Source organism: Curtobacterium poinsettiae, from assembly GCF_025677645.1.
GTDB classification, from domain to species: Bacteria; Actinomycetota; Actinomycetes; order Actinomycetales; family Microbacteriaceae; genus Curtobacterium; species Curtobacterium poinsettiae_A.
Genome location: NZ_CP106879.1, coordinates 2,149,662 through 2,164,723, shown reverse-complemented (window position 1 = coordinate 2,164,723; position 15,062 = coordinate 2,149,662). Strand labels below are relative to the sequence as shown.

General features: G+C 71.7%; 14 protein-coding genes. 10 read left to right on the top strand and 4 right to left on the bottom strand.

Going from position 1 to position 15,062, the window contains the following annotated elements; genetic code table 11:
- Window positions 1–15: 15 nt before the first annotated feature.
- The 3 genes from OE229_RS10355 to OE229_RS10345 all read left to right on the top strand — a co-directional run bounded on the left by OE229_RS10355 (window position 16) and on the right by OE229_RS10345 (window position 2,158).
- Window positions 16–549 carry a hypothetical protein gene (locus tag OE229_RS10355; RefSeq protein ID WP_056068335.1) on the top strand — a complete coding sequence of 178 codons (534 nt, stop codon included), beginning with the start codon at window positions 16–18 and terminating at the stop codon, window positions 547–549.
- Window positions 550–629: 80 nt separating this feature from the next.
- Window positions 630–1,610, top strand: a complete 981-nt coding sequence (locus tag OE229_RS10350) for an aldo/keto reductase (RefSeq protein ID WP_209134654.1) — start codon at window positions 630–632, stop codon at window positions 1,608–1,610.
- Window positions 1,607–2,158 carry a hypothetical protein gene (locus OE229_RS10345; RefSeq protein ID WP_262137877.1) on the top strand — a complete coding sequence of 184 codons (552 nt, stop codon included), beginning with the start codon at window positions 1,607–1,609 and terminating at the stop codon, window positions 2,156–2,158. The genes OE229_RS10350 and OE229_RS10345 overlap by 4 nt, the downstream gene beginning before the upstream one ends.
- An 18-nt stretch (window positions 2,159–2,176) precedes the next feature.
- Here the strand turns inward: OE229_RS10345 and OE229_RS10340 are convergent, their stop codons facing one another.
- Window positions 2,177–3,751, bottom strand: coding sequence for a phenylacetate--CoA ligase family protein (locus OE229_RS10340; RefSeq protein ID WP_262137875.1), 1,575 nt, complete (start codon window positions 3,749–3,751; stop codon window positions 2,177–2,179).
- Window positions 3,748–4,785: a nitroreductase family protein gene (locus tag OE229_RS10335; protein WP_262137873.1), complete on the bottom strand. Its 1,038-nt coding sequence runs from the start codon at window positions 4,783–4,785 to the stop codon at window positions 3,748–3,750. Before OE229_RS10335 ends, OE229_RS10340 begins: the two co-directional genes overlap by 4 nt.
- Before the next feature lie 103 nt (window positions 4,786–4,888).
- Here OE229_RS10335 and OE229_RS10330 point away from each other — a divergent pair, with 103 nt between their 5' ends.
- The 5 genes from OE229_RS10330 (at window position 4,889) to OE229_RS10310 (ending at window position 9,349) form a co-directional block, all read left to right on the top strand.
- Window positions 4,889–5,266, top strand: coding sequence for a holo-ACP synthase (locus OE229_RS10330; RefSeq protein ID WP_262137871.1), 378 nt, complete (start codon window positions 4,889–4,891; stop codon window positions 5,264–5,266).
- An 81-nt stretch (window positions 5,267–5,347) separates the two neighbouring features.
- Window positions 5,348–5,635: an acyl carrier protein gene (locus OE229_RS10325; RefSeq protein WP_051596691.1), complete on the top strand. Its 288-nt coding sequence runs from the start codon at window positions 5,348–5,350 to the stop codon at window positions 5,633–5,635.
- A complete protein-coding gene (locus OE229_RS10320; RefSeq protein WP_111057655.1) occupies window positions 5,632–6,807 on the top strand; it encodes an acyl-CoA dehydrogenase family protein in 1,176 nt (391 codons plus the stop codon). The genes OE229_RS10325 and OE229_RS10320 overlap by 4 nt, the downstream gene beginning before the upstream one ends.
- Window positions 6,804–7,766 (top strand): amino acid--[acyl-carrier-protein] ligase, encoded by a 963-nt coding sequence (locus OE229_RS10315; protein ID WP_262137869.1) that lies wholly within the window; start codon window positions 6,804–6,806, stop codon window positions 7,764–7,766. The genes OE229_RS10320 and OE229_RS10315 overlap by 4 nt, the downstream gene beginning before the upstream one ends.
- Window positions 7,763–9,349 carry an alpha/beta hydrolase gene (locus OE229_RS10310; RefSeq protein WP_262137868.1) on the top strand — a complete coding sequence of 529 codons (1,587 nt, stop codon included), beginning with the start codon at window positions 7,763–7,765 and terminating at the stop codon, window positions 9,347–9,349. Before OE229_RS10315 ends, OE229_RS10310 begins: the two co-directional genes overlap by 4 nt.
- A 15-nt stretch (window positions 9,350–9,364) precedes the next feature.
- Here the strand turns inward: OE229_RS10310 and OE229_RS10305 are convergent, their stop codons facing one another.
- Together OE229_RS10305 and OE229_RS10300 are read right to left on the bottom strand one after the other, a co-directional pair.
- Window positions 9,365–10,291 (bottom strand): alpha/beta fold hydrolase, encoded by a 927-nt coding sequence (locus OE229_RS10305; RefSeq protein ID WP_262137864.1) that lies wholly within the window; start codon window positions 10,289–10,291, stop codon window positions 9,365–9,367.
- 56 nt (window positions 10,292–10,347) lie between these two features.
- On the bottom strand, window positions 10,348–10,836 hold the full coding sequence (locus tag OE229_RS10300) for a peroxiredoxin (RefSeq protein WP_262137862.1): 489 nt from the start codon (window positions 10,834–10,836) through the stop codon (window positions 10,348–10,350).
- Window positions 10,837–11,077: 241 nt separating this feature from the next.
- On the opposite strand from OE229_RS10300, the gene aceE reads away from it, so the two are divergent.
- Window positions 11,078–13,822 (top strand): pyruvate dehydrogenase (acetyl-transferring), homodimeric type, encoded by a 2,745-nt coding sequence (gene aceE, locus OE229_RS10295; RefSeq protein WP_262137858.1) that lies wholly within the window; start codon window positions 11,078–11,080, stop codon window positions 13,820–13,822.
- A gap of 7 nt (window positions 13,823–13,829) precedes the next feature.
- Window positions 13,830–15,056, top strand: coding sequence for a PucR family transcriptional regulator (locus OE229_RS10290; RefSeq protein WP_209134662.1), 1,227 nt, complete (start codon window positions 13,830–13,832; stop codon window positions 15,054–15,056).
- The last annotated feature ends 6 nt before the right edge of the window (window positions 15,057–15,062 follow it).

Here is a 15,062-nt window from a genome sequence, read left to right as displayed (position 1 = left end):
GGTACGCTCTCTCCCGTGAACGGTGTCGGAGTCGGTGTCCTCGACGAAGCCGGGCGGCTCCGCCTGCTCGGTGCGGGCGTGACGGGCGCGGCCTTCGCCGTCGTCCTGGTCATGCTGGTCCTGTCCTCGTGGACCGAGGCGACCACCACCGTCCTGGTCTCGGTCGGCATCCCGACCGCGGCGGCCGGAGCCGCGATCGCCGTCGTCCTGCAGCGCCGCGCCTGGCGCGCCGAGGGTGGCTACGAACGGTCGATCGTCGTGCGCGAGTGGATCGCCGACGGTCAGGTGCCCGCGGGTGTGCCGGCGGACCAGTGGATCCCGCTCGTCCAGGCCCAGGCGGACCGTGAGGGCGCTGGCTGGGGCAAGGTCGTCCTCGGCGTGCTGTGGATCGCGATGACGTGGTCGATGCGCGACCAGCACGGCACGCTCATCACGACGATGCTCATCCTGCTGTGGAGCGCGATGGCCCTGTGGGCAGCCGTCTGGGTCATCCCCCGCGCCCGGGCGGCGCGAGCGCTCCTGCGCCGTGGCGTCTCCACGATCGGCTGAACCCCGCTCGGCCGAACCCTGCTCGGCCGAACCCCGCCCGACTGGACACCGCCCGTGCGCGTCTGACTACGCTCGGACGCATGCAGAGTCGCACCCTCGGCCGCACCGGCCGCTCCGTCTCCCCCATCGGTCTCGGCACCTGGCAGTTCGGCGGTGACTGGGGTCCCGTCTCCGAAGCCGACGCGAACGCCGTCATGGACGCCTCCGTCGAGTCGGGTGTCACCCTGTTCGACACCGCCGACGTCTACGGCGACGGCCGGAGCGAGCAGCTCATCGGCGCGTGGCGTGCCGCGAACCCCGACGTGCCACTGACGATCACCACAAAGATGGGCCGTCGCGCCGACCAGGTCCCCGAGAACTACGTCGCCGCGAACTTCCGCGAGTGGGTCGACCGCTCGCGGAGGAACCTCGGGCAGGACACCCTCGACCTCGTGCAGCTGCACTGTCCGCCGACCCCGGTCTACCAGGACGACGCCGTCTACGACGCCCTCGACGCGCTGGTCGCCGACGGCTCGGTCGCCGCCTACGGCGTCAGCGTCGAGACCGCCGACCAGGCCCTCACCGCGATCGCCCGGCCCGGCGTCGCGAGCGTCCAGATCATCCTCAACGCGTTCCGGCTCAAGCCGCTCGACCGCGTGCTGCCGGCGGCCCGGGAGGCAGGGGTCGGCATCCTTGCGCGCGTCCCGTTGGCCTCGGGGCTACTCTCCGGCAAGTACACGACCGACACGTCGTTCGCCGAGGGCGACCACCGCAACTACAACCGCCACGGCGAGGCCTTCGACCAGGGCGAGACCTTCAGCGGCGTCGACTACGACGACGGCGTGCGCGCCGCGCAGACCTTCGCGGCGTCGCTGCCCGACGCCGTCTCGGTCCCGCAGGCGGCGCTCGCGTGGATCCTCGCGCAGGACGGCGTCACCGCGGCGATCCCCGGCGCGCGCAACCCGGAGCAGGCGCGCTCGAACGCCGCAGCCGGCGACCTGCCGCCGATCGAGGGCCTCGACGCCACCGTGCACGACCTGTACGACACGTGGTTCCGCCCGAGCGTCCACGACCGCTGGTGAACCTGCGGAGCGTCGCGGTCGCGGTGGCCGCACTCCTGCTGCTGTCCGGGTGTGCCGCACCCGGACCGGTCACCGCCCGCGATGCTCCGCCCTGGCCACGTCCGTCCGACCTGGCGGCCCGCGCCGAGGCCGCCGGGCTCCGGAACGTCTGGGGCGAACGGTTGGCCGAGCACGTGCACACGCACCTGACGATCCTGGACGGCGACGAACCGGTGACCGTCCCGGCGAACATCGGGCACTCGGACAGCCGGAAGTTCGCCGCGGAGATCCACACGCACGACACCTCGGGCATCGTGCACGTCGAGTCGCCGACGGAACAGCCCTTCACGCTCGGCCAGTTCTTCGACGAGTGGGGCGTCTCGCTCGGTCCGGAGCACGTCGGTGGCCTGCGCGGCGAACTGACGGTGTGGGTCGACGGACACCGGAGGATCGGCAACCCGCGCTCGATCGAGCTCACGGACCTGCGCCAGGTCGTCCTCGTCGTCACGACCGTCGGCGAGGTCCCGCACCTGCCGGCGCCCTTCGACTGGCCGCCGCAGTACGACTAGCGCCGGAACCGGCTCGGCTCAGGCCTCCTTCGCCGCGACCCACGACAGGTCGAGGTCCCACTGCTCGACCGACCCGGCCGGCAGCTGCCACACGTACTCGTTCTTGAGCTTCTTGCCGTCCTCGCGGAACGGCCCCGTCCGGTACGGGTAGAACGCCACCGTCGGCAGCGTGCCGGGCGGCGCCGTGCGGATCGCGTTCGAGAAGTCCTTGTTCAGCCGGCGCAGCTCCGCGACCACGGCGCCGCGAGCGGCATCGGCGTCGAACCCGCCCGCACCCGAGGCGAGCTGGAACGCGATGTGCAGCTGCCGGTCGCCGCGGTCGTCCTCGTAGCTGATCAGCCGGTGGTTCTCGACGGCCTCGAGCAGTTCCGGGTCGCCGTACACGACGTCCCGGACCACGTCGGGTGCGACGACGGCGCCGTTGTAGTCGACGGACAGGTCGGACCGGCCGTAGTGGAACAGCAGCGGCAGGTCGAGCTCGGCCTCGGCGGCGAGCGCCGCGTGTCCGGTCGCCCGCAGCACGGACCGCAGCTCCTGCATCCGCACCACGTGCCCGCGGTCGTGGATGTTGTAGCGGATGCGTGGACTGATGTTCTCGGAGCGGGCGATGGTGACGACGAGTTCGCCGAGGTCGTTCGTCTCGATCAGGTAGCCGAACGGGTTGAACTGGAACACCATCGGCAGCACCCCGTACTCGCCCTGCTTGGTCAGGGCGGCGGAGAGTTCCGGTGATGCGGCGATCGCTCGGCGCAGCCGCACGCTGAACGGTGTCTCGATGCCGAGGTTGATCTCGAGGTCGCTCGCGCCGTAGGAGCCGAGCACGGCTTGGGCGTACTGCTCGATGTGGGCGCGCATGTTCTCGCTGATGCCCTCGCCTCCGAAGGCGGCGACGATCGTGTACCGGCTCCAGTCGAGCCGGTCGTCCTCGAACAGGGCCTTCAGGAACGGTGGGTAGCTGCAGATGATGTAGGTGAAGTCGGTGCCGAACTCGCGCATCGTCTGCACGATCTTGTCGCGGTCCGGGCCGATCGACTTGATCATGGAGGACTCGGTGAGCGAGGCGGTCACGTTCATCCCGGTGGCCCAGGCCCCGAGCGAGAAGGCGTTGAGCACGAACGGCTGCTTCGACAGGTCCTTGGCGGTGCGGGAGAACCCGAGCTGCAGCAGCTGTCGGGTGGCCTGGCGTTCGTCGGGGCCGCGCACCCAGCTGGTCGGGGTGCCGCTCGACCCGCTGGACTCGTCGACGACGACGCCGCGTCGGGGCAGGCGTCCGTCGACGCAGCGCTCGGGGATGCTCCAGCGCCTGACGTAGGAGTCCTTGTCCATCTCGGGCAGTCCCGAGATCGCCGCGGCGATCCCACCACGGGTGTCGAGCCTGGAGGCGCGTCCGGACTCCGCCAGGAACGCCCGGTACGCGGGGACCCGCTTCGCAGCCCGTTCCGCGGTCCGCCAGGCGCGCCAGCGTCCGAGGGTCCAGCGGAGCGGCTCGATGCCCGGCGTGAGCAGGAGCTTGTGGGTGCCGACGCGGGGCATGAACAGCGCGACGAACGTCTCGACCACCCACACCACCGAGAACACCGCTGCGCGTTTCACCGGGCACCGCCGAGGGTCATCGCTGCTGCGGGTCGGCGGTGCGCCAGCGGTGGTGGGTCGCTGTGTCCGAAGCGGAACAGCATCCAGGCCATCCGCCCGTCGGACTCGTCGACGCCCGCACGTTCCACGAACGCGGCGTGCGATCGCGGGTTGGTGATCACGGTGCCGAAGGGGTGCATGGCGATGCCGCGGGCGGAGAACTCCAGCCAGATGCGCATGAAGACCCGTCCGGCCTCGACGTACTCGGCCGGGGTGCTGAACGGCCCCTCGAGCCAGGCGAGCTGTCGGACGCCCCGCATGGTCGACAGGTACACCCTGCGGAAGACCCCGCCGATGCCCGGGGCCTGCCAGAGCCCGCGGTGCTCCATGGCGAACCGGAGCACCGGGCCGGGCATGAGCATCGTCTCGGCGGACAGCCCGTCGCCGGTGGTTGCTGCCTGTCGCTTCGAGAACCGCAGCCAGTGCAGGATCTCGTCGTGCACGGCGTCGTGTTGCAGGTCGTCGAACAGGGTCTCCTGGTTGACGCGCACGATCTCGTCGACGGTGGCCCGGTCGTCGGTGGTGCGGAAGCGTTGCCCGGCCTCCGACGCGATGGCGGACGCGGCCTCGATCGCGGTGGCGTCGACGAGTGTTGCGTCGTAGGGCCTGCGCGAGGTGCGCCGTGCGAGGAAGCCGGCCAGGGCCTCCCGGTCGTCCACGGTGACCAGGTGCGGACGCAACGTCACCGTGCCCAGCCGGTGCAGGTGGTCGTCCGGACCGGCGCCGAGTCGTCCGAAGTCCATCTCGGCGTGGTCGAGCCGTTCCTGCACGGTGAACCCGTGCGCTCGTGCCACCACGTCGAGCCCGGCCAGGAACACCCCGGCGCAGACGTGCCCGAACGGGATGCCGAACGACTCCGCCGGCAACCCCCGTCGCAGGTCGTAGAACACGGTCGCGGTGCGGTCGTCCTCGACGCGCACGACGATCGGTTGCGAGTTGTGCGGCGACGGGTAGTGCCGCGCGTCCTCGATGATGCCCGTCCACGGTGATGCCATCGTTCCCCCTCGGTGGTCCCTGGCGACGATCATACGAACCCCCTCGGCGCCCCATGCTCCTCGGGGAATGCGCTGTGGAGAACTCGTGCGTAGCCTGCTCCTCGTGACGACCATCCGCACCGGCACCGACCTCGCCGCGGTCGAGGACGTCGTCGACGCCGTGACGGCGCACGGCGAGCGGTACCTGGACCGGGTGTTCACCCTGCGGGAACGCACCGACACCGGCGACGACCCTGAGCGCCTCGCTGCCCGGTTCGCGGGCAAGGAGGCCGTCGTGAAGCTGCTCCGGCCGGCTCCGGACCAGGCGATCCCGCTGCGGGACGTCGCCGTCGTGCTCGATGCCGACGGGGCCCCCACGGTCGAGCTGTCCGGGGCGGCCGCGGCGCTGGCGGAGTCGATTGGGTGCGGCCCGATCGCGGTCTCGTTGGCACACGAACGGGGGCTCGCGGTGGCGACGGCGGTGGCCCTCTCGGAGCGCTGACCCGGCGCTCCGGACAGGGGTGCGGTTTCCCGCACCCGCACGGCGGTTTCCCGAGGGCCGTTCCTCTTTACGGTTGCAGTCATGGAACAGGACCCGAACCCCTCCAGCACCACCGCGACGATCGCCGACCCGGCCACCGACCGGGCCGTCCGTCGCGCCCTCGCCGAGCACGGCCGGCTGACGGTCGACGCGTGGGACGTCGCGTCGATCGCCGACCTCTACGCCCTCGGCCTGACCTCGCACGCCACCGTCAACGTGATGCTCGCGGTGGAGTCGGACCTCGACGTCGAGTTCCCCGACTCCGTCCTGAACCGGTCCACCTTCGCGAGCGTCGAGTCGATCACCGCGGCCGCGGAGCTCGCGTCGTGACCCTGGTCCTGCCCGCGCCGTCGGTCATCGACCGCTTCGCCGAGCGCGCGAGCGCGGTGGCCGAGGTCGCCGCACAGTTCGCCGACGAGGTCGACCGCGACGCCCGACCCCCGCGCGAGGCCATCGCCGCGATGCGGGAGTACGGCCTGCTCGCGGCGGCGGTGCCGACCGAGCACGGTGGCGAGGGTGCCTCCGTGGCCGAGCTCTCCGCGATCGCGACCGAACTCGGCCGGGCCTGTGCCGCGACCGGCATGGTGTTCGCGATGCACCAGGGCCAGGTCATGGCGCTCTGGCGGCACGGCGGCGACGGTGCCGGCGTGCTCGAGACCATCGAGGCCGTCCGTGGCGGTGCGCTCGTCGCGTCGGCCACCACCGAGCGCGGCGTCGGCGGCGACGCCCGGCGGTCCACGTGTTCCATCGAGCCGACCGACGACGGCCGGATCCGCCTGCGCAAGGACGCGCCGGTGATCTCGTACGCCACCGAGGCCGACGCGGTGTTCGTCACCGCCCGACGCGACCCGGACGCCCCGGCGTCGGACCAGCGACTGCTCATCTGCCGCACCGACACGATGGTCCTGTCGCAGACGTCCACCTGGGACACCATGGGGCTCCGCGGTACGTGCAGCAACGGGTGGATCCTCGACACCGAGACGACGACCGATCGGGTGTTCCGCGACGACTACGCCACGATCTCCGCCCAGACCGTGCTGCCGGTGTCGCACGTGCTCTGGGCCTCGGTCTGGCTCGGCATCGCGGTCTCGTCCGCCGAACGTGCCCGCAGCGCCGTCCGCAAGCAGGCCCGCGCCGCCGTCGGGACGACCCCGCCCGGTGCCCTCCGGCTCGCCGAGCTCCTGGTCGACCTGCAGGCCCTGGCCGACTCGGTGCGCCACGCCGCCGAACGGTTCGACGCCGCCGCCGACGACCCGGACGTGCTGGCCTCGAGCGCGTACGCCCTCGCCGCGAACGCCTTGAAGATCGGTGCGTCCGAGCGCGTCACCGACATCGTCACGAAGGCGCTGCGCATCGTCGGGATCGCGGGTTACGCCGCCTCGGGTCCCATGAGCATCGCCCGACACCTCCGAGACGCCCACGGGGCCGCCGTCATGGTGAGCAACGACCGTCTCCTCAAGAACGACGCCGACCTGGCCATCATGACGGGAGTGATCCTGTGACCATCACGGACACCACCACGCACACCAGCACCGCGGACACCGCCGCCGCGCTCGACGCCGCCCGCGCCGCCCTCCGCGCCCGCCTGCTCACCGACGGCGTCCTCCTCGACCTCGGCACGCCCGGCCTCTACGGCCGCACCGGGGTCTTCGAGCGCGTGTACGCCGCGGTCGACGCCGCAGCGGTCTGCAGCCAGCAGCACCTCGGCGCCGAGGTCCTGCGCTTCCCGCCGGTCGAGCCGCTCGCGTCGTTCGAGCGCACCGACTACATCGCGTCGTTCCCGGACCTCGCCGCGTCGATCTCCGGGTTCACCGGCGACGACCGCACCCACCGCGCACTGCTCGCCGCCCGCGAGCGCGGTGAGCGCTGGGAGGGGTTCCTCGAGCCGGCCGACCTCATGCTCACCCCCGCGGTCTGCCACCCGGTCTACGGCCTGATCGGCGACACCGTGCCGCAGCAGGGCCGGTTCTTCGACGTCCTCGGCGACTCCTTCCGCCGGGAGCCCTCGCTCGACCCGATGCGCCTGCAGGCCTTCCACATGCACGAGTTCGTGCACGTCGGCACCCCCGCGTCCGCGGCGGCCCACCGGGACGGCAGCATCCCGGTGATGCGCGCGCTGCTCGAGTCGTTCGGGCTCGAGATCGACGTCGTCCCGGCGAACGACCCCTTCTTCGGCCGCGTCGGGCAGATGCTCGCCCGCAACCAGGTCGAGCAGGCGCTCAAGTTCGAGTTCGTGACGAAGGTCTACGGTCCCGACCACGACGCCACCGCGATCAGCTCCGCGAACCTGCACGAGGACCACTTCGGCACCTCGTTCGGCCTCCGCACCGACGACGGACAGGTCGCGCACAGCGCCTGCATCGCGTTCGGACTGGAGCGCATCACCATCGCCCTGTTCGCCGCCCACGGCACGGACCTCGACGCCTGGCCGGCGTCCGCCCGCGCCGCCCTCGCCCTGTGACCACGCTGCACGGCTGGTCCGGATCGCCGGCGATCCGCGCCGCGGTCCAGCTCCCCGCCGCAGCGCGCGCGGGCGTCGTGATCTGCCCGCCGCTCGGGCAGGAGGGCGTCATCGCGTACCGCGCGCTCCGTCTGCTGGCCGACCGCCTGGAGGCCCGTGGCATCGCCTCGGTGCGGTACGACCCGTCCGGACGTGGTGACGGCGCCCCCGACAGCACGCCGGACGCGCAGGTCCGGTCCGCGCGCCACGCCGCCGCCGTGCTCCGCACGACGGGGGTGCAGCACGTCGCCTTCGTCGGGCTGGCCTCTGCCGCCCTCGTCGCGGCGAACGCGGCCGCGGACACCGACGGCCTCGTCGTCTGGGACGCCCCGGCATCGGGCAAGGGGTGGCTCCGTCGGCAGCGCGCCCTCGCGACCATCACGATCGGTGCCGACCGTGTGGTCGATGGCGTCGAGAGCCTGATCGGGTTCGACGTCGAGTCCGACGAGGCCGCCGCGCTCTCGGCCCTCGCCTTCGCCCCGCGCACCGGGCCCACCGTCGCGCTCGTCCGCCCGGGTGCCCGGCCGCCGAAGCCCCTCGGTGGCGTCGACGTGACCGAGGTCACCGGCAGCGCCGAGCTCCTCGACGGCACGAGCATCCACGCCCGCATCCCCGGAGCCGCCGTCGACACCGTCGTCGCGTGGCTCGACACCTGGGCACCCGAGACGGCGGTGCCCGTCCGCGCGCCCGTCCTCGACGAGGTCCTCGACGTCGACGGCCGCGTGTCGGAGCGGATCGTCCACCTCGGTGATCAGGGGCTGTTCGGGATCGAGACCGTCTCGTCCGCCCAGCACCACGACGCCCCCGTCGTCGTGCTCCACAGCGGCGGCGCCGAGCACCGGGTGGGTGCCACCGACTACCAGGTCGAACTCGCCCGCGCCCTCGCCCGCGACGGCGCCCGGGTCGTCCGGGTCGACCGCCGTGCCACCGGCGAGAGCACCGGCGTGCACGAGGACGAGCGGAGCTTCCTGTTCGCGCAGGAGTGGGTCGAGGACCAGTCCGCCGTCGTCACCGCACTCGCCACACCCTCGGACCGGCTCGTGCTCGTCGGCATGTGCGCCGGCGCCTGGGTCGCGGGCCGCGCCGTCGAGGAGGCCCCGCGCCTGGTCGTCGAGATCAGCCCGAACGACTACCGTCGCATCCCGGCCGAGCCCGGCTCGTACGCCGACGGAGTCCGGGCGATCGACGCCCCGTCGCCCGCCCGGATGTGGGTGCGCGAGCGGTACAACCGGTTCGTGCCGAAGGTCGTCCGCGACCGGATCGCCCGTCGCGACCGGATGGGCGGGGTCGTCGGCCACGTCCGCCCGCTCGTCGAACACGGCACCGACGTCGTCGTGATCGTCGCTCCCGAGGACGCAGCCCTGTTCGACCGGCTCGGCGGGCAGAAGGCCGTCCGGCGCTGGCCCGGCGACGACCGTCGCGGCTCGGTGTCCGTCGTCCGCGTCGAGGACGGCGACCACGCGCTGTTCTCCCCGGCGATGCGCGAGGCCGTCGTCGCCGAGGTGCGCTCCCGCGTCGCGGCGACGTTCCCCGTCCACACCTGACGCGGCCCGACCGGCTCAGCGGAGGCGGAGCTCCCGCGCGACGGCGTCGGGACGCTCGACGTGTGCGAAGTGCCCGCAGTCGTCGAGCAACACCGTCCGGACCTGTGGCACGAGCACCCGCAGCGCCTCGAGGTCCGAGACGCGGGCGAACACGTCGTCGCGCCCGGCGATCGCCGTCACCGGGCAGGTGACGGCGCGCCACCGGTCGACGTCGTACGCAGCCGCCGACCGCGCCGCCTCGGTGAACTGCTCCGGCCGGAGTTCCTCGACGAAGGCCTCGAGCACGCTCGGGTCCAGGCGTCGCACGTGCGTGAACACCGGCGCCGCGACGAGCGGCAACAGACCGACCCGGGCGATCCCCCGGAGCAGCGGACGAGCGGCGCCCCCGGTCACCGTGAGGCCCGCACGCAGCAGGGTGAACGCCGGCAGCGTGCGGATCGCGCGGACGGGGTGCCGAGCCGCACCGGCCGTCGCGACCGTGGTGCCGGAGACCAGGGCGAGCGACCGCACCCGCTCGGGCGCCACCACCGCCAGGTGCAACCCGACGAACGCGCCCATCGAGTGCCCGACCACGTCGACCGCGCCGAGACCCAGCGCGCCGAGGACCGCCGACACGGCACCCGTGACGGCGTCGAGCCCGAGCGGACCGTCCGGCGCCGGCGAGGACCCCCAGCCGGGCAGGTCGACGAGCACCAGCCCGCGGTCCCCGACGCCCTGTGCGGCGTGCAGCAAGGGTGTCCACGTCGACCAGGAGCCGGCGACGCCGTGCAGCAGCAGGAGCGGGTCCGGGCCGGCGCGGTGGTGCACCACGACGGGCCCGGTCGGGGCCTCCACGACCGTGCGGGTCAGCCCCCAGGTGCCGGGCGTGACGCGCACCGGGTACGGGGCGTACGCAGCAGCGGTGACCCCGTGACCACGTGGGTCGGTGTCGATGGCGTGCACCGGGCCTCCTGTCCGACCGTCGACGCGGACGCGTCCGTCAGGAGGGATTCGGAACGCTAGCCGACGGGGACAGGTGCCGAGCAGGCGGCGAGCCGGTCGAGGGCCGCCCTGTACTCGGCAACGTCGCGCTGCAGGCCGGGCTCGGTGATGATCGAGGCCTTGATCCGACCCTGCACGTCGATGACGAAGGTCGCGCGCGTGGCGAAGCCCTTCTGCTCGAGGAACACGCCGTACTCCTTCGAGACCGCGCCGTGCGGCCAGAAGTCGGCGAGCAGCTCGAAGTCGTAGCCGTTCGTCTCGGCGAACGACCGGAGCGTCGCCTTCGAGTCGACCGAGATGCCGAGGAGCTCGATGCGCTGGTCCTGGAACATCGTGATGTTGTCCTGCAGGGTGCAGAGCTCGTTCGTGCACCCGGACGAGAACGCCAGCGGGAAGAAGACGAGTGCGACCGGGCGGTTGCCGCGGAAGTCGCTGAGTCGGACGTGCTCACCGAACTGGTTCGGGAGCTCGAAGTCCGGCGCGAGTGAGCCGATCTCCAGTGCCATCGCTACGTGTGCTTCTTCCTCGGGCGTGGGGTGTGCCCGTCGGGTCCGTGCGCCGCGGATCGCGTGTGCACGATCGGCCATGCTACGCCGACGACACGCGAATGCAAGCACCCGTCCACCTGCACGTCACCATCAGCATCAGCGTCGGTCCTGGGGCCTAGAGTGGACGGGGCCCCAGCCGGTCGCGACCCGACCACCGGAGCCACCATGTCCACCACCACGAGAACGAACGAGGTCAAGGGTGACGGTGAACGACCAGGACCCGTACAGCACCGGGGCGAACGACCAGGATCCGCAGGAGACCGCCGAATGGCGTGAGTCCCTCGACGGGCTGGTCCAGACCCACGGACACCAGCGCGGTCGCGAGATCATGCTGAGCCTGCTCAAGCGGTCCAAGGAACTGCACCTCGGTGTGCCGATGGTCCCGACGACGGACTACGTGAACACCATCGCGCCGGAGAACGAGCCGGAGTTCCCCGGCGACGAAGAGCTGGAGCGCCGGTACCGCCGCTGGATCCGCTGGAACGCGGCCATCACGGTGCACCGCGCACAGCGTCCGGGCATCGCGGTCGGCGGGCACATCTCGACGTACGCGTCGAGCGCCGCGATGTACGAGGTCGGCTACAACCACTTCTTCCGCGCGCAGGACCACCCCTCCGGTGGCGACCAGGTGTTCTTCCAGGGCCACGCCTCCCCCGGCATGTACGCCCGCGCGTACATGGAAGGGCGCCTCTCCGAGGACCAGCTCGACGGGTTCCGGCAGGAGAAGTCGCACGCCGGCGGCGGCCTGTCCTCGTACCCGCACCCGCGCCTCATGCCGCACTTCTGGCAGTTCCCGACCGTGTCGATGGGCATCGGCCCGATCAACGCGATCTACCAGGCGCAGCAGGCCAAGTACCTCTCGAACCGCGGCATCAAGGACGCCATGGACCAGCAGGTCTGGGCGTTCCTGGGCGACGGCGAGATGGACGAGGTCGAGTCCCGCGGGCAGCTCCAGGTCGCAGCGAACGACGGCCTCGACAACCTGAACTTCGTCATCAACTGCAACCTGCAGCGACTCGACGGTCCGGTCCGTGGCAACGGCAAGATCATCCAGGAACTCGAGGCGTTCTTCCGCGGTGCTGGTTGGAACGTCATCAAGGTCGTCTGGGGCCGCGAGTGGGACGACCTGCTCGCCCGTGACACCGAGGGCGCGCTCCTCAACCTGATGAACCAGACGCCGGACGGCGACTACCAGACGTACAAGGCCGAGAACGGTGCCTACGTGCGCGAGAACTTCTTCGGGCGCGACCCGAAGGCGCTCGAGCTCGTCGAGGACTACACCGACGACCAGATCTGGAACCTCAAGCGCGGTGGCCACGACTACCGCAAGGTGTACGCCGCGTTCAAGGCCGCGACCGAGCACAAGGGCCAGCCGACCGTCATCCTGGCCAAGACGGTCAAGGGCTACGGCCTCGGCCCGAGCTTCGAGGGCCGCAACGCGACCCACCAGATGAAGAAGCTCACGCTCGACAACCTCAAGCAGTTCCGCGACGAGATGCGCATCCCGATCTCCGACGCGCAGCTGGAAGAGAACCCGTACACGCCGCCGTACTACCACCCGGGGAACGACGACGAGGCGATCCAGTACATGCACGAGCGTCGTCGTGCGCTCGGTGGCTACGTGCCGGAACGCCGCACGAAGTACACGCAGTTCACGCTGCCGGACGACTCGAAGTACCAGGTCGTCAAGAAGGGCTCCGGCAAGCAGGAGGTCGCCACCACCATGGCGTTCGCGCGCCTGCTGAAGGACCTGCTGCGATCGCCCGACTTCGGTGACCGCGTGGTCCCGATCATCCCGGACGAGGCACGCACGTTCGGCATGGACGCCTACTTCCCGTCGGCGAAGATCTACAACCCGAACGGCCAGCACTACACGTCGGTCGACCGCGAGCTCCTGTTGGCCTACAAGGAGAGCCCGCAGGGCCAGATCATCCACGTCGGCATCAACGAGGCGGGCGCCCTCGCGGCGTTCACCGCGGTCGGTACCTCGTACTCGACGCAGGGCGAGCCGCTCATCCCGGTCTACGTCTTCTACTCGATGTTCGGGTTCCAGCGCACCGGCGACGCCATCTGGGCCGCCGGCGACCAGATGACCCGTGGCTTCATGATCGGCGCGACGGCCGGCCGCACCACGCTGACGGGCGAGGGCCTGCAGCACGCGGACGGCCACTCGCCGCTCCTCGCCACGACGAACCCGGCCGTCGTCTCGTACGACCCGGCGTACGGCTACGAGATCGGCCACATCGTGAAGGCCGGCCTCGACCGCATGTACGGCACGAACGAGGACGGCTCGCCGAAGCACGCCGACCCGAACGTCATGTACTACCTGACGGTCTACAACGAGCCGCTGGTCCAGCCGGCCGAGCCCGAGGGCGTCGACGTCGAGGGCATCCTCAGGGGCATGTACCTGCTCAAGCCGAGCGAGCACGACGGCCCGAAGGCCCAGCTGCTCGCGTCCGGTGTCGCCGTGCCGTGGATCCTCGAGGCGCAGCAGCTCCTCGCCGAGGACTGGGGCGTGTCGGCCGACGTGTGGAGCGTCACGAGCTGGGGTGAGCTGTACCGCGACGGTGTGGCCGCCGAGCAGCAGGCGTTCCTCAACCCGAACGAGCCGGCCCGCACGCCGTTCGTCACCGAGCGTCTGCTCGGTACCGAGGGACCGGTCGTCGCCGTGAGCGACTTCATGCACCTGGTGCAGGAGCAGATCCGCCCGTTCGTGCCGACCGACTACGCCACGCTCGGCGCCGACGGCTTCGGCTTCTCGGACACCCGTCCGGCCGCTCGCCGCTTCTTCCACATCGACGGCCCCTCGGTCGTCGTGCGGACGCTGCAGCAGCTCGCCCGCCAGGGCAAGGTCGACGGGGCGCTCGTCCAGCAGGCGATCGACAAGTACCGCCTGCACGACGTGACCGCCGGCACCACCGGCAGCGCGGGCGGCGAGAGCTGATCAACCCGTGACGACGGTCCGCCCGGACCACGAGAGCCAGGAGAGCGCGCGCGAGCGTGCGCTCTCCTGGCTCCGTCAGGTGTCCGGAGAACTCTCCACCGCCACGATCAAGCGGCTCGAGGATACGCTCCCCTGGTACAGCGAGATGCCGCCGGGGCGCCGCTCCGCCGTGGGCCTCGTCGCCCAGGCCGGCATCACCTCGTTCATCAGCTGGCTCGAGGGCACCGCGTCGACGCCGTGGATCGCCGCGGCCGACGTCTTCGGGTCCGCACCGCGGGAACTCCTGCGCTCGGTGAGCCTGCAGCAGACCCTGCAGCTCATCCGCGTCGTGGTGACCGTGGTCGAGGAACGCGCCGCCGACGACGAGATGCTGCAGGAGGCGATCCTCAAGTACTCCCGCGACATCGCGTTCGCCGCAGCCGACGTCTACGCCCGTGCGGCCGAGGCCCGCGGCCTGTGGGACGCCCGGCTCGAAGCGCTCGTGGTCGACTCGATCCTCTCCGGCGAGTACGACGACGAACTGCCCTCCCGCATCGCCGCCCTCGGGTGGCACGGCCACGGCGAGGTCGCGGTGCTCGTCGGTACCGCACCGAAGCAGCTCGAGGTCGACCAGGTCCGGCGCACCGCTCGGCACATGGACGCCGACGTGCTCGTCGGGGTCCAGGGGTCGCGGCTCGTCGTGGTGATCGGCCGCTCCACCCCTCGCGACGACGTCCCCGAGGGCGAGGAGCCCGTCTCCTTCACGACCATCGCGCAGGCCCTCGAACCGCTGTTCGGCGACGGGCACCTGGTGCTCGGCAACGAGGTCCCCGGGGTGGTCGACGCGTCGACCAGCGCGAAGGCGGCCCTCGCCGGGTTCGCCGTCGCGCGTGCCTGGCGCGGCGTGCCCCGTCCGGCCCTAGCCGACGACCTGCTGCCCGAACGTGCGCTGGCGGGCGACCCGCTCGCCCGGTCGGCCCTGGTGCAGCGCATCTACGTCCCGCTCAAGGACCAGTCGACCGAGCTCCTGCAGACGCTGTGGTGCTACCTGGACACCGGCCGCTCGCTCGAGGCGACGGCGCGCGAGCTCTTCGTGCACCCGAACACCGTGCGCTACCGCCTGCGCCGGGTCGCCGACATCATCGGCTGGGACGCCACGCACGCCCGCGACGCCCTGATCGTGCAGTCGGCGCTCATCCTCGGCGCGATGTCCGAGTCCGCGACCGGACGCCGCCGCACCACCCCACGGCGGTAGCGCGCC